The following is a 20,178-nucleotide window of genomic DNA, read 5'->3' as shown; positions in this document are numbered from 1 at the left end:
GACGAGCACGTGAGCACGACCACCGCACCCCCGGAGGCGGAGGGGCCCGGGGGCGGCGCCCCCGTCCGCCGGGTCCCCGCCTGGCGGCGCGGGCTCCGGCCCTACCTGCTGTCCGTCCCCGCCGTCCTCGTCATCGCGGGCATCCTGTACCCGTTCGCCCTGGGCGCCTACTACGCCTTCCTCGACTACGCGGCCGTCGTCCCCGAGCCCGTGTTCGTCGGCCTCCGGAACATCACCGGGACCCTCGGCGACCCGGTGTTCTGGTCCAGCGTGCGCGTGACCGCCACCTACGCCCTCGCCGCCACGGCCGTCGAGACGGTCCTCGGCGTCGGCATCGCGCTGCTGCTCTTCCGCGCCGGCCTCGTGGGCAGGCTCCTGGAACGCCTGCTGATCCTGCCGCTGATGATCGCCCCGGTGATCGCCGGCGTCATCTGGGGGCTGATGTTCAACCCCCAGTTCGGCGTGCTCAACCACATGCTCGGACTCGGCTCCACCTTCGACTGGCTGAGCGAGGACCGCGCCCTGTGGTCGGTGATGCTGGTCGACGTCTGGATCTTCACCCCCTTCGTCGCGGTCCTCGTCCTGGCGGGGCTCCGCTCGCTGCCCCGGGAGCCCTTCGAGGCGTCCGACGTGGACGGCGCGGGCTGGTTCTACATGTTCCGGCGCCTCATGCTGCCGATGATGTGGCCCTACATCCTCGTCGCCGTGATCTTCCGGTTCATGGACTCGCTGAAGGTCTTCGACCACGTGTACGTGCTCACCGCCGGAGGGCCGGGAGGGGCCACCCGCACCCTCCAGATCGGCGCCTTCCAGAACTCGATCACCAACCTGAACTTCTCCCTCGGCAGCACCTACATGCTGCTGCTGTGGGTGATCGTGTTCATCACCGCCCGCTACCTGGTCGCCGTCCTGGGCCGGGCCCAGCGCCGCGCGGCCGGATCGGAGGACTGAACCGTGACCGCCACCCGCCGACCGGGACGGCGCCGGTTCTCCCCGGCCTCCGCCGGGGCCGACCTCCTGCTGGTCCTGTGGTTCGCCTTCTCGCTGTTCCCGATCCTGTGGATGGTCCTGCTGTCCCTCAAGTCCAGGGCGGACCAGACCTCCACCTACTTCGTGTTCACCCCGACCCCGGACAACTTCGCCACCGTCCTGAGCGAGGAGGGGGTCCGCCTCACCGGCGTCGACTTCACCGGGGCGCTGCTCACCAGCCTGGTCACCTCGCTGGGCGCGGTCCTGCTGTCCCTCGCCATCGGCGTCCCGGCGGCCTACGCGGCCGGACGCTGGGCCTACCGGGGGTCCGGGGACATCATGTTCACCATCCTGTCGTTCCGGTTCGCACCGGAGCTGATGGTGATCGTGCCGCTGTTCGTCATCTACAACCAGCTCGGGCTGTTCGACTCCGACGCCGGCACGATCTGGGTGCTCCAGCTGGTCACCCTGCCGCTGATCGTGTGGATCCTGCGGTCCTACTTCCAGGACATGCCGGAGGAGCTCGAACAGGCGGCCCTCCTGGACGGCTACACCCGCACCCGCGCCTTCCTCATGGTGGCGCTCCCGCTGGTGCGGCCCGGCATCGCGGCGTCGGCGCTGCTGGCGTTCGTCTTCGCGTGGAACAACTACGTGTTCCCGCTGATCCTCACCGGCGGCCAGAACCCCACGGTGACCGTGGCCGTGACCCGGTTCCTCGGCGGCGGCGGGCAGGCGTTCTACAACCTCACCGCCGCGGCCGCGCTCATCGCGGCCCTGCCACCGCTCCTGGTGGCCCTGTCCATCCAGCGCTATCTCGTGCGCGGCCTGTCGTTCGGGGCGGTGAAGTCGTGAGTTCCCTGGAACTGCGCGGGCTCGGCGCCCGCTACGGAAGGAAGACCGCCCTCCACGGCCTGGACGCGGAGATCGCCGACGGCGAGTTCTTCGTCGTCCTCGGCCCCTCGGGGGCGGGCAAGACCACCACCCTCAAGTGCGTCGCCGGACTCGTGGAGGGGGCCACCGGCGCCGTCCTCATCGGCGGTCGCGACATGACCGGGGTGGAGCCCTACGAGCGCAACGTGGCGATGGCCTTCGAGAGCTACGCCCTCTACCCCCAGAAGACCGTGGCGGAGAACCTCGCCTCGCCCCTGCGCTCCGGGCGCCTGGGGACCTGGACGCCCGAGCAGCGCGGCGCACGCATCGGCGAGGTCACCCGGACCCTGGGCATCGACCACCTGCTCGGCCGCTATCCGCGCGAGCTGTCCAACGGCCAGCGCCAGCGCACGGCCCTGGGCCGCGTGCTGGTCAGGCCGGCCGACGTCTACCTGCTGGACGAACCCCTCTCCCACCTGGACGCCAAACTGCGCGCCGCCATGCGGGCGGAGCTCAAGCAGCTCAGCGGGATGGCGCGCACCACGACCGTCTACGTCACCCACGACTACCAGGAGGCCCTCGCCCTGGGCGACCGCATCGGGGTGCTGCGCGAGGGGCGGCTCGTCCAGGTCGGCACCCCGGCCCAGGTGTGGGAGACCCCGGCGGACGCCTTCGTCGCCCGTTCCCTGGGACAGCCCGAGACGAACCTGCTGGAGGCCCGCGTGCACCGAGGACTGGCCACCACCCACGGAGGGGGAGCCACCGTCGCCCTCCCGGAGGAGGCGCACGGCGCCGACGGCGTCCTGCTCGGGCTGCGCCCCCGGGACCTGCGGATCGCAGGACCGTCCGCGCCTCCGGACGGCGCGGGGCGGGAGCTCACCATGCGCGGCCGGGTCGTCCTGGTCGAACGCCTCGGCCGCTCCCGCGAGCTGAGCGTGGACGTGGCCGGACGGACCGTCATCACGGTCACCGACGACCCGCGCGTCCGGGAGGGGGACGACGTCACCCTCGCGGTCGCGTGGGGACGCGTCCACGTCTTCGCGGGGCAGGCGGGGGACGGGTCCCCGCACCCGCCCCGGGTGGGCAGCGCGCTGCCGGTCGGGGGGACGCGATGACGGCCGCGCCGGACACCGCGCCCCGGGCCGCCCGGAGCCTCACCCTGCGCAACCTGCACAAGACCTACACCGCGCGCGGGCGCGAGCCGTTCGCGGCCGTGCGCGGCATCGACCTCGCCGTCGAACCGGGGGAGATGGTCGCCCTCCTCGGCCCCTCCGGCTGCGGCAAGACCACCACCCTGCGCATGATCGCCGGCCTGGAGACCGTGACCTCCGGGGAGGTCCTCATCGGCGACCGCGCGGTCACCGACCTGCCCCCGGGCAGGCGCGACGTCGGCGTCGGCTTCGAGGGCTACGCCCTCTACCCGCCCCTGTCGGTGCGGGAGAACCTGGCGTACGGGCTGCGCGCGCGGAGGGCCCGCGACGTCGGGCCGCGCGTGGCCGCGATCGCCGAGCGCCTGGAGATCACCGACCTGCTGGACCTGCGCCCCGCCGGCCTCTCCAGCGGCCAGAAGCAGCGCGTGGCCCTGGCGCGGGCCCTGGTCCGCAACCCGCCGGTCCTGCTGCTGGACGAGCCCCTGTCCCACCTGGACGCCGGGCAGCGCCAGCGGGTGCGGCGCGAACTGAAGGTGCTCCAGCGCGAGTTCGGCTACACGACCATCGTGGTCACCCACGACCAGCTGGAGGCGCTCAGCCTCGCGGACCGGATGGCGGTCATGGACGGCGGTGTGATCCGGCAGTTCGGCACCCCCGACGAGGTCTTCGACGACCCCGCCGACCGGTTCGTCGCCGACTTCGTGGGCGAACCCTCGATCAACCTGGTCGGGGGGACGGTCGCGGACGGCGGCGGGGCCGTCCGCATCGGCGGGGCCGGGACCCTGCCCACGGCCTCCCGCGCCCGCGCGGGCACCCGGGTCCAGGTGGGGTTGCGCCCGCAGGACTGCGAGCTCGTCGGGCGGGGGTCGGCGCGTCCCGCGCTGAGCGCGACCGTCGGCGTGTTCGAGTACCTCATGGAGTTCGGACTGGCCACGGTCGACCTCGCCGGGCAGGACCCGCCGGAGGCGGGAGGAGGGGGCCCGGGCCGGTTCGTCGTCCAGACGCCCGGCGGGGCCTCCCTCGACCCGGGCGCCCCCGTCCTGATCGGGGCACGGCCCGAACACGTCCACCTCTTCGACCCCGGAACGGGGGAGCGACTGCGATGACCGACACCCTTCGCCTGGTCTGCGCCGGGGACAGGTTCATCTCCGCCGACCTGCTCGCCGGGGCGCTGGAGGCCGAACTGGCGGGCGGCGCCCGTCGGCACGCCCTCCCCGCCACGATCGACCGCGTCGACTCCGACTGGCCCACCGCGCCCTTCGCCGACGTGGACGGGGTCAGGGAGGCCTCCGGGGACCCCGCCGCGCTGGCCGCCCTGACCCGGGGCGCGCACGCCCTGGTCACCCACCTGGCGCCGGTCACACGCGAGGTGGTCGAGGCGGGGCGCGGCACCCTGCGGGTCATCGGCGTGACCCGGGGCGGCCCCGTCAACGTGGACGTCGCGGCGGCGGCCGAGGCGTCGGTGCCCGTGGTCCACCTGCCAGGGCGCAACCTGGGCGCGGTCGCCGAGTACTGCGTCGGAACGATGATCTGCGCCATGCGAGGCCTGCCCGACGCCGCGGCCGGGCTGGCGCGCGGCCGGTGGGACGCGGAGGGGTTCCGGTACGAGCGCACCGGCACGGAGCTGCGGGCGGCCACGGTGGGTCTGGTCGGGCTGGGGGCGGTGGGGGCGCGGGTGGCCGAACTGCTGGGAGCCTTCGGCGCGACGGTGCTCGCCCACGACCCCTACGCCGACCCCGCGACGGCGCGCCGCGCGGGCGCCCGCCTGGTGGGGCTGGACGAGCTGCTGGCCGGGTCGGACGTGGTGAGCCTGCACGCCCGCCTGACGGAGGAGACCCGCCACATCGTGGACGCGGCGGCGCTCGCGGCGATGCGGCCGGGATCACTGCTGGTCAACACCGCGCGCGGTGAACTGGTGGACGCGGCCGCGCTGGACCGGGCCCTGGAGTCGGGGCACCTGCGCGGAGCGGTGCTGGACGTGTTCGACCCCGAGCCCCCGGCGGCGGGCGACCCGCTGCTGCGGCGCCCGGGGGTCTTCGCCACCCCGCACCTGGCGGGCGCGTCCACCCAGGTCGCGGAGGAGTCCGCGGTCCGGATCGCGCGCGAGGTCGCGGCGGTGCTCACGGGGGGAGGGGCCGGCCGGGACACGTGAGCGCGCGGACAACGGTCGTCCACAGGCCGCGTCCGGCTCTGGCGCCCCAGCGCCCGCCCCGGTTGACTGGAAGACGGGGGGTCCCCAGGGGCCCGCCCGCTCCGGCCTGCCCTCGCACGGCCGGCCCGGTCGCGCGCCCCTGGCCCCGCCCGCGCTCCACACCCTGCGGCCCCACCCCAGCTCCCGGCCGTCACCCCCGCCCGTCCGGGGGTGACGTTCCCCGCGTCGGCAGTGCGCGGCGGCGAGTTCTCCCGGCGGCCCCGGGACCCCCGCGTCCCCGGTGTGGGACGCCAGGTGCGGGAAGGTAGGAACCAGCCGACCCGAAGGACGTCATGACCTGGCACATGCAACCGATGGCCGCCCTGGACTTCGAGTCCACCGGACTGGACCTGGCCGCCGACCGGATCGTCACCGCCGCCCTGTGGCGGATCGACCCCGGCGCCCGCACCAAGGACGCCACCACCTGGCTGGCCGACCCGGGCATCGAGATCCCCGAGGAGGCCGCGGCCATCCACGGGATCACCACCGGGCACGCCCGCGAGCACGGCCGCCCGGCCGCGGAGGTGGTGGCCGAGATCGGCGCCTCCCTGGAGCGGGCCGTCGTGGAGGGGCTGCCCGTGGTGATCTACAACGCCCCCTACGACCTCGGCCTGCTCTCCGCCGAACTGGAACGGCACGGCTCGGGGGTGAGCTTCTTCGGGCAGCTGCGCGTCGTGGACCCCCTGGTGCTGGACAAGCAGATGGACCCCTACCGCAGGGGCGGGCGCAAGCTGGTGGACGTGTGCGCGCACCACGGCGTGCCGCTGGACGAGCAGCAGGCCCACGGGGCCTCCGCCGACGCGCTCGCCGCGGCCCGCCTGGCCTGGAAGCTCGCCGCCGCCCACCCCGAGCTGGCCGAGATGGGCGTGGACGACCTGCACGCCGCCCAGGTCGGCTGGAAGGCCGACCAGGCGGCGTCCTTCCAGGCCTACCTGCGGAGGGGGCGGGACCCCGAGGCGGTCGTCGACGGCTCGTGGCCGATCGCCAAGGCCTGAACCCGGACAGCGCGCACAACGGGGGCCGTGCCCGCGCGGGCGGTCGGCCCGCCCCTCCCGGCCGGAGCCCCGGCCCGGTACGCCGGCCGCGGTCGGCGTACCGGCCGACCGCCGCCGGCGTCCGGGGCGTGTTCCGCGGACGCTCCGGGAGGGCCCGTCGGGCGCGGGCCCGGAACGGTCCGCGGAGCGCGGACTAGCCCCGGGGCGGGACGAAGTCCCAGCCGGTCCGCGCCAGGGACAGCGCCCGCGCCTCCACCACGGCCATGCGCGCCGCACGCTCCCCGCGGTCGGTGTGCGCCGCCGCGGCGGTCACCTGGCCCGGCCACTTCCGGTACAGCAGGCCGTGCTCCGCCGTGAACCACCCGCGGCTCACGGCGTCCAGCGCCAGCAGCAGCCCGGTGTCCTCCGACGCCGGGAGCGCCATCCACCCGCCCAGGGCCAGGAGCAGGTCGCGGCGCACACAGAGCGTCGCCGGGTGCACCGGCGCCAGGAAGTCGTGCGCCCGCCAGCTCGACAGGACCGACCCGCGCTCGACGGGCCCCTCGGCGGGATCCCCCGGGAAACCCTCGGTGGAGCCGTCGGGCAGCAGGTCCAGGACCGCCGACGCCGCCCATGCGGCCCCCGAGCCGCCCGTCAGCGCGGCGAGGTCCCGGGCCAGGGCCCCTGGCGTCAGCTGGTCGTCGGCGTCCAGGACCTTGACGAACTCGCCCTCCGCCCGGGACAGCGCCAGCGTGCGGGCCATGCCCGCCCGGCCGGGCCGCCCCTGCCCGAAGCTCACCCGGGGGTCGTCGGGGAGGAGGGGACGGACCCCGTCGGTCTCACCGTCCTCCTGGACGACCCACTGCCAGTCCCACCCCCCGGGCAGCCTCTGCTCCGCGAGGGAGCGGTAGGCCTCGGGCAGGAACCGGGCGCCCGGCGCGTGGACCGCCGTGACGACGGAGACGATCCCGGGCACGGCTACCACCGCTCCAGCCGCGTCGTGAAGACCGCCTCGGCGCGGTCGCCCGGGAGGACGACCTCGGACCAGTCCACGACCCTGCCCCGCGTGTCGGTGGAGGCCTTCCTGAGCACCATCACGGCGACGCCCTCACCCAGCCCGAGCTCCTCCGCCTCGTCGGGGGTGGGCGGCCTCGCCGTCACCCTCTCCTCCACGCGGTCCACCTCGACGCCGACGGTGCACAGCTGGCTCTGCGTGCCTCCCGGCCACGGTTCCGCGGACTCGTCGAGCAGCGCGGGCTCGGACTCCAGCAGGTCGATCGGGATGTAGGACGAGGTGAGGCCGAACGGCGCGTCCTCGTCGCGGTGGCGGGTCCGGTAGACGCGCTCCAGCAGCGCGGTCCCCTCCGGCACCCCCAGCGCCTCCGCCAGGCCGGCATCGGCCACCACCCGCGTGTAGCGGGCACTGAACACCAGGTCGTCCACCACGGATCCCGTGTCGTTCTCGGTCGCGCCGGTGGAGCGCCGCTCCCGGAGGTCCGTACGCGCCCGGTCCTTCTCCCACTGGTGGCGCTCGTCGTTCCGCAGCACCCCGCGCCGCGGTGCGAGCACCACGGGACCCCGGCCGGGACGGTCCCCGACCAGGCCCTCGGCGCGGAGGATCACCAGTGCCCCGCGCACGGCCGCCGGGTCCGCGCCGTGGCGCCGGGCCAGCTCGGCCCCGGAGGGCAGCGGTTCCCCGGGGGCGGGGTCCCCGGCCCGGATCCGCCGCCGGAGCTCGCCCGCGAGCCGCTCGTTCGCCCTGTGCCCGACCATGTGTCGCTCACCGCTCCCACCGGCCTCGTGAGGACCGTCACCAGGATTCGGGGACCCCGTCCCCCTGCCAGGCGGGTCCGTTCCCCTCGGAATCCGTCGCCTCCGTGCGCGGCCCCGGCCCTGCGGAGGGCGGCGCACCGGGTCGGACGACCTCCCGGAAAAGAAAAAGACCAGCTGGGAACAGTGTTCCCGCTGGTCGTCTCCACTACGGCGCTGACGCGCCCGCGTGCCCCCTGCAGGATTCGAACCTGCGCACCCGGCTCCGGAGGCCGATGCTCTATCCCCTGAGCTAAGGGGGCTGGCTTGCGTGAACAACTGTAGCAGGGGACCGGGGCCCTTCGTCCACCGCTTCGGGACGCGCCGGGGAGGGGCGCGCCGATCGGCGGATTCCGGTGGTGCCGTGTCGCCGCGCGGGGGTAGTGTCACGCCCGTGAACGCCCTACCCACACGGGTTCTCGTCGTCGAGGACGACGACGTGATCCGGGAACTGATCCGCCTCAACCTCGAACTGGAGGGGTTCGAGGTGTTCACCGCCGTGGACGGACGCGACTGCCTCGACCGGGCCGCCCACATCGCCCCCCACGTCATCACGATGGACGTGATGATGCCCCGTATGGACGGCTGGACCGCCGCCGAGCGGCTGCGCGCCGACGCGCGCACCCGGCACTGCCCCATCATCCTGGTCACCGCCCGCACCCAGGCCGACGACCAGCGGCGCGGCGAGCGGATCGGCGTCGACGCCTACGTCACCAAGCCGTTCGACCCCGACGCGCTGATCGACGTCATCCGCGGCCTCGTCGACGGGGCCGGGGGCCCCGAATGAACCCCGGGCGCCTGGAGGCCGTGCTCCGCGAGGCCGCCGCCCGCGCGTTCGACCTCCCGCCGGACGAGGTGCCGTTCGTGTGGCCGCGCCACGACCAGGCGGACGGGGGCGCCGACGCCGCCACCGCGCTGGCGCCGCGCCTGGTCGGGAAGGTCGCCGCGCGGCTCCCCCCGGGCGGGGGGCGCGGGCGGCGCCACCACGTGCTGGTCTCCGGCCTTGTGGCCGCGCAGCTGGAGAGCATGCGCGAAGAGGGCCTGGCCGACTTCGCCCGGATCCGCGGCGACGGGCGCGGTTTCCTCAACATCACGTTCACCGGCGGCCAGAGGGACGCCCTGGTCGCCGAGGCCGCCGACGGCCCCCGCTTCCTCACCGGCCGCGACTGGGACGGCGAGGGGGAGTGGCCGCGGACCGCCCTGCACGAGGCGGGGCCGGTGGCCCAGGCCCGCAGGCTCGCCCGGGCCGACGCACGGGGGCGCATCGCCCTGGCCACCGGGCCGCGCACCCCGCCGCCGGGCCCCGGTACCGCCGAGGTGTCCTGGCGCGACCCCTACCTGGACGGCGACCGCAGCGAACTCCTCACCCCCGCGGCGCGCGTCCTCGGCGCCGTCGGGGAGGACAGCGCGCGCGTCGCCTTCTGCCGGTCGGTCCCCGAACGTCCCCGCGACACCGAGACCACCGGCCGCGACCTGCCCGTCCTGCCCTCCGCCGAGTACCCGGGGGCCTGGGTCCGCCTCACCGACGCCAACCCCGCCTTCCGGCTGCGCCACGCCCACGCCCACGCCGTCACACGCGGGCGCTGGACGGCGGAGGGGGCGCCGCCCCCCGCCGCGTGCCCCGAGCACGCGGCGGCCGTGCGCGGACTCCTCTTCGACGGGCCCGGCGTGCTGGACACGGCCGCGCGCCGAGAGGAACCCCATATCCTGGTGAGATACCTGGAAGCGCTGGCCAGTGCCTACGATGAGTGGCGGGCGTGTCCCCACGCGGCCGCCGGACCGGCGGAGCGGGGCGCCCAGGACCCGGACACGGGCACGGCACTGCCCGCCGCCGTCGCCGGGGTCCTCCGCACCGGGCTCTTCCTGCTCGGGGTGTCAGCGCCCACAAGGCTGTAGACGCCCCGTCGTCCCTCCCGGGGCCACCCGTCCCCATCGTTCCGATCGGGTCGGTGGACAATGGGCCCGGGCCCCGCCGCCGGGGCCCGCCGACCCGCACAGACGTACAGTTCCAGCCGAAAGCCCATCATGAGCCGCTACGCCCACCCCGCCGGATCCCGCCACGCGGAGGTCCTGCCGGAGGACAACCCGCCCCTGCCGCCGGAGAACCTCAACGACCTCGACCCCCGGGTCTGGCCGGCGACCGCCCGCCGCTCCGGCGGGGAGGTCGTGGTCGGCGGCGTCGGCGTCCGCGAACTCGCCGCCACGTACGGCACGCCCCTCTTCGTCATGGACGAGGAGGACTTCCGCGGCCGTGCGCGCGACTACCGCACGGCGTTCTCCGACGCCGACGTCTACTACGCGGGCAAGGCGCTGCTCACCAAGGCCGTCGCCCGCTGGGTCGTCGAGGAGGGCCTCAAGCTGGACGTGTGCTCGGGCGGCGAGCTCGCCGTGGCCCTGGCCGCGGGCGTCCCCGCCGAGCGCATCGGCATGCACGGCAACAACAAGTCCGTCCACGAGCTGCGCCGCGCCGCCGAGGCCGGCGTGGGACGGATCATCGTCGACTCCTTCGACGAGATCGAGCGGCTGGAGTCCGTCGCCGCCGGTCTCGGCGTCCGCCCGAAGGTGCTCATCCGCGTGACCACGGGCGTCGAGGCGCACACCCACGAGTTCGTGGCCACCGCGCACGACGACCAGAAGTTCGGCTTCGCGCTGAGCACCGGGGCCGCGGGCGAGGCCGTCCGCCGCGTCCTCGACGCGTCCCACATCGAGCTCGTGGGCCTGCACTCCCACATCGGCTCGCAGATCTTCGACACCTCCGGGTTCGAGGTGGCCGCCCGCCGCGTCGCGCGCTTCCTCACCGGCGTCCACGAGGACCTGGGCGTCACCCTCGCCGAGCTCGACCTGGGCGGCGGTCTGGGCATCGCCTACACCTCCGGCGACGACCCCCTCGACCCGTCGGCCATCGCCGCGGGCCTGACCGCCATCGTGCGCAGGGAGTGCGAGGACGCGGGCCTGCCGATGCCGCGCATCGCCGTCGAGCCGGGGCGCGCACTGGCGGGCCCGGCCGGGATCACCGTCTACGAGGTCGGTACCGTCAAGGACGTCGAGGGGATCCGCACCTACGTGAGCGTCGACGGGGGGATGAGCGACAACATCCGCACCGCCCTGTACGGCTCGGAGTACACCAGCCAGCTGGTGTCCCGGGAGAGCGACGCGGCTCCCATGCTGTCCCGCCTGGTCGGCAAGCACTGCGAGAGCGGCGACATCATCGTGCACGACCTCTACCTCCCGGCGGACCTGCGGCCGGGGGACCTGGTGGCGGTGGCCGCGACGGGCGCCTACTGCTACTCCATGGCGAGCAACTACAACCATCTGCCCAGGCCGGCCATGGTGGCGGTCAGGGACGGGAGCGCACGCGTCATCGTGCGCAGGGAGAGCGAGGAGGACCTGCTCCGCCTCGACGTCGGCTGAACAGTCCACTCCGGGGCGGCGCCGCCGCCCGAGGCAGGGACACGAGAGAAGTGGGAGTCACGCCCAAATGGCGATGAAGGTGGCGCTGCTCGGATGCGGCGTTGTGGGTTCGGAAGTCGTCCGCCTGGTCAACGAGCAGTCCGAGGAGCTGGCCGCGCGGGTGGGCACGCCGATCGAGATCGGCGGGATCGCGGTGCGTCGTATCGACCGCGACCGCGGGGTCGACCCGGCGCTGCTGACCACCGACGCCACGGCCCTGGTGACGCGTCCCGACATCGACCTCGTGGTCGAGGTGATCGGCGGGATCGAACCGGCCCGCTCCCTGATCCTCGCCGCGGTCAAGTCGGGCAAGTCCGTGGTGACGGCCAACAAGGCACTGCTCGCCGAGGACGGCCAGACCCTGCACAGGGCCGCCCGCGAGGCCGGGGTCGACCTGTACTACGAGGCGTCCGTGGCGGGGGCGATCCCGCTGCTGCGCCCGCTGCGGGACTCGCTCGCCGGCGACCGGGTCCACCGCGTGCTGGGCATCGTCAACGGCACCACCAACTACATCCTCGACCGGATGGACTCCCTCGGCGCGGGCTTCACGGAGTCCCTGGAGGAGGCCCAGTCCCTCGGGTACGCGGAGGCCGACCCCACCGCCGACGTGGAGGGCTTCGACGCCGCGGCCAAGGCCGCGATCCTGGCGCGGCTGGCCTTCCACACCCAGCAGGTGACCGCCGCCGACGTGCATCGCGAGGGCATCACGGGCGTCTCCGCCGGCGACATCGCCAGCGCGAGGGCGATGGGCTGCGTGGTCAAGCTCCTGGCGATCTGCCAGCGCTCGGAGGACGGTGAGTCGGTGGGCGTGCGCGTCCACCCGGTGATGCTGCCGGTCGAGCACCCGCTGGCCAGCGTCAAGGAGGCCTACAACGCGGTCTTCGTCGAGGCCGAGTCGGCGGGCCGCCTCATGTTCTACGGGGCGGGCGCGGGCGGCACCCCCACCGCGAGCGCGGTCCTGGGCGACCTGGTCGCGGTGGCGCGCAACCGGCTCGCGCGCACCTCGGTGGCCGAGGGCGCGCACGACACGGGGCTGCCGGTGCACGACATGGGCCACACCATCACCAGCTACCACGTGGCGCTGGACGTGGCCGACCGTCCCGGTGTGCTGTCCAAGGTCGCGGAGATCTTCGCCGACCACGGGGTGTCCATCAAGAACGTCCGGCAGGAGGGGACGGGGGACGACGCGCAGCTGGTGCTCGTCAGCCACCCCGCCCCCGACGCCGCGCTCAGCTCCACCGTCGAGGTGCTGCGCGGGCACGAGATGGTCCGCGAGGTGGCCAGCGTGATGCGCGTGGAGACCTTCTCGGACTGACCCCCGGCCCGGGGCCGCGACCGTGCGGCCCCGGGCGCGGGACCAGGCCGCGCGGAGCGTCCGCGCGGCCTCCGTGCCGCGCCCGCGGATTTCACATGATGAGACGCCAACGACCGCGATTCGAGATAGTATGTGGGGGGTCGTAGACTCGTAGCTGGTCGGGGCCCCGGGGCTCGACAGCGTCCCCGTGGCGACCCCACCGCATCCACCGCGCGTCAAGCGAAGCCGCATCCACCCGAAAGGGACTCAGTCGTGAGCATGGCACGGGCGTGGCGAGGCATCGTCGAGGAGTACCGCGACCGCCTCCCCGTCAACGAGAACACCCCCGTCGTCACCCTCCAGGAGGGCGGCACGCCCCTGCTGCCGGCCACGCGCGTCTCCGAGCTCACGGGCTGCGAGGTCTTCCTCAAGGTCGAGGGGCTCAACCCCACGGGCTCCTTCAAGGACCGCGGCATGACGATGGCCATCTCCAAGGCGGCCGAGGACGGCGCCAAGGCCGTCATCTGCGCCTCCACCGGCAACACGAGCGCGAGTGCCGCGGCCTACGCCATCCGCGCGGGCATGACCTGCGCCGTGCTGGTGCCCCAGGGCAAGATCGCCATGGGCAAGCTCGCCCAGGCGCTCGTCCACGGGGCGCGCCTGCTCCAGGTCGACGGCAACTTCGACGACTGCCTCGAACTGGCCCGCAAGCTCAGCGTCGACTACCCCGTCGCCCTCGTGAACTCGGTCAACCCGTACCGGCTCCAGGGCCAGAAGACCGCCGCGTTCGAGATCGTGGACGCCCTCGGCGACGCCCCCGACGTCCACTGCATCCCGGTGGGCAACGCGGGCAACATCAGCGCCTACTGGATGGGCTACACGGAGTACGCCCGCGACGGGATCTCGTCGCGCAGCCCGCGCATGCTCGGGTTCCAGGCCAGCGGCTCCGCGCCCATCGTCAACGGCGCCCCCGTCACCAGCCCGAGCACCATCGCCACGGCGATCCGCATCGGCAACCCGGCCTCCTGGAAGCTCGCCGAGCAGGCGCGCGACGAGTCCGGCGGCCTGATCGACAAGGTCACCGACCGCCAGATCATGGCCGCCTACAAGCTCCTCGCCGCGGAGGAGGGCGTGTTCGTCGAGCTGGCCTCCGCCGCCAGTGTCGCCGGGCTCCTGCAGGCCGTCGAGGCCGGTCGGGTCGAGCGCGGCAGCCGCGTGGTCTGCACCGTCACCGGCAACGGCCTCAAGGACCCCGACTGGGCGCTGGCCGGAGCCTCCTCCGCCACCACCGTCCCCGTCGACGCACTCGCCGCGGCCCAGGCGCTCGACCTCGCCTGAGGCCGACCGCCGTCCACGGCCCCGAGCGCGGCGGGCCGGAACCCGCCGCGCGTCCTGTCAGGAGAAAGACCGCAGTGACCCCACCACGCCCCACCGCGGTGTCCGTCCGCGCGCCCGCCACGAGCGCCAACCTCGGCCCGGGCTTCGACGCCCTCGGCCTGGCCGTGCGCCTGTACAACGAGTTCGAGGCGGCCCTCAGGGACGACGGGGAGCTCCGCGTCCGCGTCAGCGGGGAGGGAGCCGGGGAGGTTCCGCTCGACGGGCGGCACCTCGTCGTCCGCGCCATGCGCGAGACCTACGAACGCGCCGGGGAGAAGCTGCCCGGGCTCGACCTGACGTGCGTCAACAACGTGCCGCACGCCCGGGGGCTCGGCTCCTCCTCGTCGGCGATCGTTGGCGGCGTCGCCGCCGCGAGCGCCCTGCTGGGACGGACCGGCCCCGACGGCGGGCCGGACCGGGACGCGATCTACCAGATCGCCGCCGACATCGAGGGCCACCCCGACAACGTGGCACCCTGCGTCTACGGCGGGTACACGGTCGCCTACCGTGACGGCGGCCGGTGGGGCGCGGTGCGCCTCTCCCCGGACGAGCGGATCCTCCCGGTGCTGTGCGTCCCGGGCGAGCGGCTGTCCACCGAGCGGGCGAGGGGCCTCCTGCCGGAGACGGTGCCGCACGCCGACGCCGCCTTCAACGCCGGGCGCTCCGCGCTGATGACGGCGGCCGTTTGTGGCCACCCCGAAACCCTGTACGCGGCGACCGAGGATCGGCTACACGAGGCCTACCGGGCCCCGGCGATGCCGCGCACCCTCGCCCTCATCCGTGACCTGCGCCGACACGAGGGACTGCCCGCGGTGGTCTCCGGCGCGGGTCCCACGGTGCTGGTGCTGTGCTCGGTCGGTGCGGGTGCTGCCGGGCCTGATTCGCCGGAAATCATCCGACAGGTTGATTCGATCCGTCGGAGGGCGGGTAATGATTGGGACATACGCCCCCTACACGTTGAGCCGGAGGGGTGCGGTCCCCATCTCCCCATCCGTAGCACCTGTGTCGAGGAATAGCCGTGGCCTCTGGTGATGTTAGGCTAGGTGAAGCACCGGATGCCCCGTTGCGGGGCGAGTGCTCATCCGCCACAGCGGCTTCCGCATCCCATACTCCGATGGTTCGATCTCACGACCACTCGGAAGCGGCGGCCAACGTGTCGAGTCAGCGGTTCTCCCGCGACTGTGCCAACGTCATCGAAGTCCACTCCTCCTCGGATGAGTGTGTCACCACGGTTGACGGGCATCACCACCGAGCCATCCGCCCCGACGTCTGGCTGTACCCAGAGCCCGCCGCGATTGGGTAGGGGACCGTCTTCACACCGGTTTCCGACATCCACGTGGGGCAAGCCCTACCCGGCCCCTGCCGGTTCGCACCACCGGGCCGGCCGATCAAGCAATCCGCTGACGGCCGAAGCCCGCTCCTTGGGAAGGACCCTTAGTGAGCGACACCACCGAACTCCACACGGACGCGGCGGTCGACAGCAAAGCCTCCACCGGCGCCTCCGCAGCGGAGGCTGGCGATGGCGCGCCCACAGGTGCGTCGTCCAGGTCCCGCACGGCGTCGCGCGGTACCGGGCTCGCGGCTCTGAAGCTCCCCGAGCTCCAGAAGCTCGCCTCCAGCCTGGGCATCACCGGTACGGGGCGCATGCGCAAGAGCGACGTCATCGCCGCGATCGAGACCAAGCAGGGCGGCCCCGTGGGCGGCCCGACGAAGGTCAAAACCGCAAAGAAAGCCGACACGGCTCCCAAGGCCGGTAAGGTCGAGGCAACCGACGGCTCGATCGAGGCCCAGGCCCCCGACACGGCGAGCACGGACGAAGCCCCGCGTCAGCGCGCGGCCGACCGGCCGTCGGACCAGGCCGTGACCGACCCCCAGGGTGGACGGGGCGACAAGTCGTCCCGCAACCGGCGTTCGTCCCGCAGGCGCGGCGACGAGACCGGCGACCAGGCCAGGTCGGTGGACGGCGCCGACTCCTCTACCTCCGCGAGCAGCGTGACCAAGACATCCAGTACCCCCCAGAAGAACGGCCCCGACTCCGCCGAGGACCGTGACAACAGGTCCGGGCAGGGTCGCGAGCGCCAGCGCAACCGCCGCAACCGCAACCGCGGTGGCGACGACCAGAACGCCAACGGCAGTGCCCCGCAGCAGGGCGGAGGCGGTCAGAACCAGGGCCAGAGCCAGAGCCAGGGGCGTGACCGGGACCGCGACAGGGACCGCGACCGCGACCGTGGCCCCGGAGGCGACGACGACGACTTCGGCGGACGCCGCCGGGGACGCCGCCGGGACCGCCGGGACCGCCGCGGACGAGGCACGGGCCAGGAGCCGGAGCCGGTGATCGGCGAGGACGACGTCCTGCTGCCCGTCGCGGGCATCCTGGACATCCTGGACAACTACGCCTTCGTCCGCACCACCGGCTACCTGCCCGGCCAGAGCGACGTGTACGTCTCCCTGGCCCAGGTGCGCAAGCACGGCCTGCGCAAGGGCGACCACATCATCGGCGCCGTCCGCCAGCCCAAGGACGGGGAGCGCAGGGAGAAGTTCAACGCCCTGGTGCGCCTGGACTCGGTCAACGGCATGTCGCCGGACCAGGCCCGGGGCCGCCAGGAGTTCTCCAAGCTCGTCCCGCTGTACCCCCAGGAGCGCCTGCGCCTGGAGACCGAGCCGCACATCCTCACCACGCGGATCATCGACCTCGTGGCGCCCATCGGCAAGGGCCAGCGCGGGCTCATCGTCTCCCCGCCCAAGGCGGGCAAGACGATGGTGGTTCAGGCGATCGCCAACGCGATCACCGAGAACAACCCCGAGTGCTACCTGATGGTGATCCTGGTCGACGAGCGGCCCGAGGAAGTCACCGACATGCAGCGCACGGTCAAGGGCGAGGTCATCCACTCGACCTTCGACCGCCCCGCGGAGGACCACACGGTCGTCGCCGACCTGGCCATCGAGCGTGCCAAGCGGCTCGTCGAGATGGGCATGGACGTCGTCGTCCTGCTGGACTCCATCACCCGCCTGGGCCGCGCCTACAACCTGGCCGCCCCGGCGAGCGGGCGCATCATGTCCGGTGGTGTGGACTCCACCGCCCTCTACCCGCCCAAGCGCTTCTTCGGCGCGGCCCGCAACATCGAGGGCGGCGGCTCGCTGACCATCCTGGCGACCGCGCTGGTCGAGACCGGATCGCGCGCCGACGAGGTGATCTTCGAGGAGTTCAAGGGCACCGGCAACATGGAGCTCAAGCTCAACCGGAGCCTCGCGGACAAGCGGATCTTCCCGGCCGTGGACGTCGACGCCTCCAGCACCCGCAAGGAGGAGATCCTGATGTCCTCGGAGGAGCTGGGCGTCGTCTGGAAGCTCCGCCGGGTGCTGCACGCGCTCGACACCACCCAGGCGATCGAGCTGCTCCTGGACAAGATGAGGGAGTCCAAGAGCAACGCGGAGTTCCTGCTCCAGATCCAGAAGACCACCGTGGGCCCGGAGCGCTGACCCCGGCCCGCCCGTGACGCCGACGGCCCCCTCCCGCCTGGGAGGGGGCCGTCGTGTGTGCCGGGGGTACTCCGGGGAGGGCGGGGACGGAGGGGCCCACGTGTTCCGCATGGCGGGATCCTGAGGCCGAGGAACGAAAAAGATCACCGGTGTGTCTCGGATCACAGAGGGGGGATGGTCCGACCGCCGACACCGGCCTATCGTCGCGGGGTCGAGTGCACCACCCCCGTTCCAGGGAGCAGTCCGCATGGACAACCTCGCCCTGCTCAGCCTTCTGGCGCTCACCCCCATCCTGCTGGTCGGAGTCCTCCTCGTCGGCTTCCGCGTCCCCGCCATGTACGCGATGCCCGCCGGGTACGCCGTCGTCGTGGCCGTCGCCGTCCTCGCGTGGGAGACCGACTGGCGGTCGATCGCCGCGTCCACGATCCAGGGGCTCATCCTCGCCGCCGGACTCCTGTACATCGTCTTCGGCGCGCTCCTCCTGCTCAGCACCCTCACCAAGAGCGGCGCCATCGCCACCATCCGCTCCACGTTCACCGACATCACCCCCGACCGGCGGGTCCAGGCGATCATCATCGGCTGGCTGTTCGGCAGCTTCATCGAGGGGGCCTCCGGGTTCGGCACACCCGCCGCCGTCGTGGCGCCCCTCCTGCTGGCCCTGGGCTTCCCCGCCATGGCCGCCGTCATGGTCGGCCTGGTCATCCAGAGCACGCCTGTCAGCTTCGGCGCCGTCGGCACCCCCATCCTGGTGGGCGTCGCCGGGGGCCTGGAGGGGTCGCCCGAGGTCGCCGAGCGGGCCTCCGCGCTCGGCCTGGCCGTGCCGGAGTTCATCGGCCACATCGGGTTCCAGACCGTCCTCCTGCACGCCGTCGCGGGCACCCTCGTGCCCCTGATCATCTGCTGCATGCTCTGCGGCTTCTACGGCGGCGGGCGGCGCTTCTCCGACGGCCTCGGGGTGTGGAGGTTCGCGCTCTTCTCCGCCTTCGCCATGACCGTCCCCTCCGTCCTGTACAACCACTTCCTCGGTGTGGAGTTCACGAGCCTCCTCGGCGGGCTGACCGGCCTGGTCGTCGTCGTGCTCGCCGCGCGCAAGGGCTTCCTCATGCCGGAGCGGGCCTGGGACTTCCCGCCGCGCGAGGACTGGCTGGCCCGCTGGAGCGGCAGCATCGCCCCGGGCGAGGGCGACACCGTCCTCGCCGACGACCGGCGCATCGGCCTCCTGCGCGCCTGGACCCCCTACCTCCTCGTCGCCGCGCTGCTGGTGGCCACCCGCACCGTCGAACCCCTCAAGGCGTGGCTGTCCGGCATCACCGTCGGCGCGACCGACATCCTCGGCACCCCCGTCGCCCAGGCGGTCGAGCCCCTCTACTCGCCCGGGGCGACCTTCGTCCTCGTCTGCCTGGTGACCTGCGTCCTGCACCGCATGAGCGCGCGCCAGGTGGCCGACTCCTGGAAGGCGGCCGGATCGCAGCTGGCCGGCGCCGCCGTCGCGCTGCTCTTCGCCGTCCCCCTCGTCCGCGTGTTCATCAACACCGGCGCCGAGTTCGGCGAAACCGCGATGGAGAGCATGCCCCTGACCCTGGCCGCCGGCGCAGCCGAGCTGGGCGGCGCCACGTGGCCGCTCTACGCGCCGTGGATCGGCGCCCTGGGCGCGTTCGTGGCGGGCTCCAACACCGTCTCGAACCTGATGTTCTCCCTGTTCCAGTTCTCGACGGGGGAGCGCATCGGCATCCCGCCGGAGACCGTCGTCGCCACGCAGGCCGTCGGAGGGGCCGCGGGCAACATGATCACCGTCCACAACGTGGTCGCCGCCTCCGCGGTGGTCGGCCTGGCCGGCAGGGAGGGCGACCTCATCCGGCAGACGATCCTGCCGATGGCCTACTACGTGCTCCTGGCCGGGTCGGTCAGCTACGTGTTCGTCTACGGGTTCGGCGCCAACGCCGGAACCGCCGTGCTCGCCCTCCTCCTCGCGACCCTGGCCGCGCTGGTGCTCCTGATGCGCCGGGCGGACTCCGCGGGGGCGCCCCGGACCCCGCGGGACGCCGCCCCCGGGCCAGGGGGGAGGGGGACGGAATAGACACTGGTCCCGGCATCGTTGTCGGTCTGGCAAACTGGTACCGGGGTAACGGCCCGCCTTCTTCCGGCAGGGCCCGCCGCCCCTGACTACCTGGATCGCCGCGACACCGGTTCGCGCATGACCCACCACGCCGACCACCCGCCGGGTGGTGCGGCTTGGCATGCGTCCGGCGGTCGCGCCCCTGATGAGGAGAACACCATGAAGGCCGACATCCACCCCGAGTACGTCACCACCGAGGTGACCTGCACCTGTGGCGCCCACTTCGTCACCCGCAGCACCGTGGGCGGGGGCAAGATCCGTGCCGAGGTGTGCTCCGAGTGCCACCCGTTCTACACCGGCAAGCAGAAGATCCTCGACACCGGCGGCCGCGTCGCCCGCTTCGAGAAGCGCTTCGGCAAGCGCAAGTAGCGCCGCCCCTGTCCCGTGGCGCCGCCGCCGCCGGACTGTGAGGTGAGGGCGGTGCCGCCGGCGACGTCGTAGGGGGTGCAGAACGTGGCCGACAGCTTCTCGGGCGTGTAGTAGTAGCCGTAGATGTT

At 73.5% G+C, this 20,178-nt stretch carries 16 protein-coding genes, 1 tRNA gene and 1 pseudogene; 15 read left to right on the top strand and 3 right to left on the bottom strand.

The genetic code is table 11. The annotated features are described in order from the left end of the window. The first annotated feature begins 9 nt into the window (after window positions 1-9). The 6 genes from ABZ234_RS21570 (at window position 10) to ABZ234_RS21545 (ending at window position 6,176) form a co-directional block, all read left to right on the top strand. Entirely contained in the window at window positions 10-951 is a 942-nt protein-coding gene (locus ABZ234_RS21570) for a sugar ABC transporter permease (protein ID WP_355013237.1), read from the top strand. A 3-nt stretch (window positions 952-954) separates the two neighbouring features. Then, complete coding sequence (locus ABZ234_RS21565; protein ID WP_267946359.1) at window positions 955-1,821, top strand: carbohydrate ABC transporter permease; 867 nt, start codon at window positions 955-957, stop codon at window positions 1,819-1,821. After that, window positions 1,818-2,954, top strand: a complete 1,137-nt coding sequence (locus ABZ234_RS21560) for an ABC transporter ATP-binding protein (RefSeq protein WP_355013236.1) — start codon at window positions 1,818-1,820, stop codon at window positions 2,952-2,954. Before ABZ234_RS21565 ends, ABZ234_RS21560 begins: the two co-directional genes overlap by 4 nt. Beyond that, window positions 2,951-4,096 (top strand): ABC transporter ATP-binding protein, encoded by a 1,146-nt coding sequence (locus ABZ234_RS21555; RefSeq protein ID WP_267946357.1) that lies wholly within the window; start codon window positions 2,951-2,953, stop codon window positions 4,094-4,096. The genes ABZ234_RS21560 and ABZ234_RS21555 overlap by 4 nt, the downstream gene beginning before the upstream one ends. After that, a complete protein-coding gene (locus ABZ234_RS21550) occupies window positions 4,093-5,142 on the top strand; it encodes an NAD(P)-dependent oxidoreductase (RefSeq protein ID WP_267946356.1) in 1,050 nt (349 codons plus the stop codon). The genes ABZ234_RS21555 and ABZ234_RS21550 overlap by 4 nt, the downstream gene beginning before the upstream one ends. A gap of 332 nt (window positions 5,143-5,474) precedes the next feature. Next, window positions 5,475-6,176, top strand: a complete 702-nt coding sequence (locus tag ABZ234_RS21545; RefSeq protein ID WP_355013235.1) for an exonuclease domain-containing protein — start codon at window positions 5,475-5,477, stop codon at window positions 6,174-6,176. 193 nt (window positions 6,177-6,369) lie between these two features. On the opposite strand, the gene ABZ234_RS21540 is transcribed toward ABZ234_RS21545, so the two are convergent. From ABZ234_RS21540 to ABZ234_RS21530, 3 genes are all read right to left on the bottom strand, one after another. After that, the gene (locus ABZ234_RS21540; RefSeq protein ID WP_355013234.1) at window positions 6,370-7,131 is read right to left on the bottom strand and encodes a glycosyltransferase family A protein; all 762 of its coding nucleotides are present in this window, start codon (window positions 7,129-7,131) and stop codon (window positions 6,370-6,372) included. A gap of 2 nt (window positions 7,132-7,133) precedes the next feature. Further along, the gene (locus ABZ234_RS21535; RefSeq protein ID WP_355013233.1) at window positions 7,134-7,928 is read right to left on the bottom strand and encodes a GntR family transcriptional regulator; all 795 of its coding nucleotides are present in this window, start codon (window positions 7,926-7,928) and stop codon (window positions 7,134-7,136) included. Between the two features lie 227 nt (window positions 7,929-8,155). Then, window positions 8,156-8,227: transfer RNA gene (locus tag ABZ234_RS21530), tRNA-Arg, on the bottom strand. A gap of 131 nt (window positions 8,228-8,358) precedes the next feature. Here ABZ234_RS21530 and ABZ234_RS21525 point away from each other — a divergent pair. The 9 genes and pseudogenes from ABZ234_RS21525 to rpmE all read left to right on the top strand — a co-directional run bounded on the left by ABZ234_RS21525 (window position 8,359) and on the right by rpmE (window position 20,050). Next, a complete protein-coding gene (locus tag ABZ234_RS21525; RefSeq protein WP_267946352.1) occupies window positions 8,359-8,751 on the top strand; it encodes a response regulator in 393 nt (130 codons plus the stop codon). Then, entirely contained in the window at window positions 8,748-9,860 is a 1,113-nt protein-coding gene (locus tag ABZ234_RS21520) for a DALR anticodon-binding domain-containing protein (RefSeq protein WP_355013232.1), read from the top strand. The genes ABZ234_RS21525 and ABZ234_RS21520 overlap by 4 nt, the downstream gene beginning before the upstream one ends. A gap of 129 nt (window positions 9,861-9,989) precedes the next feature. Continuing rightward, the gene (gene lysA, locus ABZ234_RS21515; RefSeq protein ID WP_267946350.1) at window positions 9,990-11,375 is read left to right on the top strand and encodes a diaminopimelate decarboxylase; all 1,386 of its coding nucleotides are present in this window, start codon (window positions 9,990-9,992) and stop codon (window positions 11,373-11,375) included. Between the two features lie 67 nt (window positions 11,376-11,442). After that, window positions 11,443-12,729: a homoserine dehydrogenase gene (locus ABZ234_RS21510; RefSeq protein ID WP_267946349.1), complete on the top strand. Its 1,287-nt coding sequence runs from the start codon at window positions 11,443-11,445 to the stop codon at window positions 12,727-12,729. A 258-nt stretch (window positions 12,730-12,987) separates the two neighbouring features. Next, complete coding sequence (gene thrC / locus ABZ234_RS21505) at window positions 12,988-14,046, top strand: threonine synthase (RefSeq protein WP_267950499.1); 1,059 nt, start codon at window positions 12,988-12,990, stop codon at window positions 14,044-14,046. Between the two features lie 98 nt (window positions 14,047-14,144). Next, window positions 14,145-15,082: pseudogene (thrB, locus tag ABZ234_RS21500) on the top strand (homoserine kinase). 440 nt (window positions 15,083-15,522) lie between these two features. After that, window positions 15,523-17,565, top strand: coding sequence for a transcription termination factor Rho (rho, locus tag ABZ234_RS21495; RefSeq protein WP_267946348.1), 2,043 nt, complete (start codon window positions 15,523-15,525; stop codon window positions 17,563-17,565). A 247-nt stretch (window positions 17,566-17,812) separates the two neighbouring features. Next, window positions 17,813-19,642: an L-lactate permease gene (locus tag ABZ234_RS21490; RefSeq protein ID WP_355013231.1), complete on the top strand. Its 1,830-nt coding sequence runs from the start codon at window positions 17,813-17,815 to the stop codon at window positions 19,640-19,642. Window positions 19,643-19,840: 198 nt separating this feature from the next. Then, window positions 19,841-20,050 carry a 50S ribosomal protein L31 gene (rpmE, locus tag ABZ234_RS21485; protein WP_267946346.1) on the top strand — a complete coding sequence of 70 codons (210 nt, stop codon included), beginning with the start codon at window positions 19,841-19,843 and terminating at the stop codon, window positions 20,048-20,050. Window positions 20,051-20,178 lie beyond the last annotated feature (128 nt).

It is taken from the genome of Nocardiopsis sp. NPDC006198, assembly GCF_040613895.1.
Lineage (GTDB): Bacteria > Actinomycetota > Actinomycetes > Streptosporangiales > Streptosporangiaceae > Nocardiopsis > Nocardiopsis tropica.
This window is presented reverse-complemented; position numbering and strand designations above follow the sequence as displayed.

What these genes read in the sequence shown, in the direction of transcription:
- ABZ234_RS21510 (WP_267946349.1), top strand. Translation starts at nt 11,443, where the DNA reads ATGGCGATGAAGGTGGCGCTGCTCGGATGCGGCGTTGTGGGTTCGGAA.
- ABZ234_RS21550 (WP_267946356.1), top strand. Translation starts at nt 4,093, where the DNA reads ATGACCGACACCCTTCGCCTGGTCTGCGCCGGGGACAGGTTCATCTCC.
- ABZ234_RS21490 (WP_355013231.1), top strand. Translation starts at nt 17,813, where the DNA reads ATGGACAACCTCGCCCTGCTCAGCCTTCTGGCGCTCACCCCCATCCTG.
- ABZ234_RS21520 (WP_355013232.1), top strand. Translation starts at nt 8,748, where the DNA reads ATGAACCCCGGGCGCCTGGAGGCCGTGCTCCGCGAGGCCGCCGCCCGC.
- ABZ234_RS21555 (WP_267946357.1), top strand. Translation starts at nt 2,951, where the DNA reads ATGACGGCCGCGCCGGACACCGCGCCCCGGGCCGCCCGGAGCCTCACC.
- rpmE (WP_267946346.1), top strand. Translation starts at nt 19,841, where the DNA reads ATGAAGGCCGACATCCACCCCGAGTACGTCACCACCGAGGTGACCTGC.
- ABZ234_RS21545 (WP_355013235.1), top strand. Translation starts at nt 5,475, where the DNA reads ATGACCTGGCACATGCAACCGATGGCCGCCCTGGACTTCGAGTCCACC.
- ABZ234_RS21535 (WP_355013233.1), bottom strand. Translation starts at nt 7,928, where the DNA reads ATGGTCGGGCACAGGGCGAACGAGCGGCTCGCGGGCGAGCTCCGGCGG.
- thrC (WP_267950499.1), top strand. Translation starts at nt 12,988, where the DNA reads ATGGCACGGGCGTGGCGAGGCATCGTCGAGGAGTACCGCGACCGCCTC.
- lysA (WP_267946350.1), top strand. Translation starts at nt 9,990, where the DNA reads ATGAGCCGCTACGCCCACCCCGCCGGATCCCGCCACGCGGAGGTCCTG.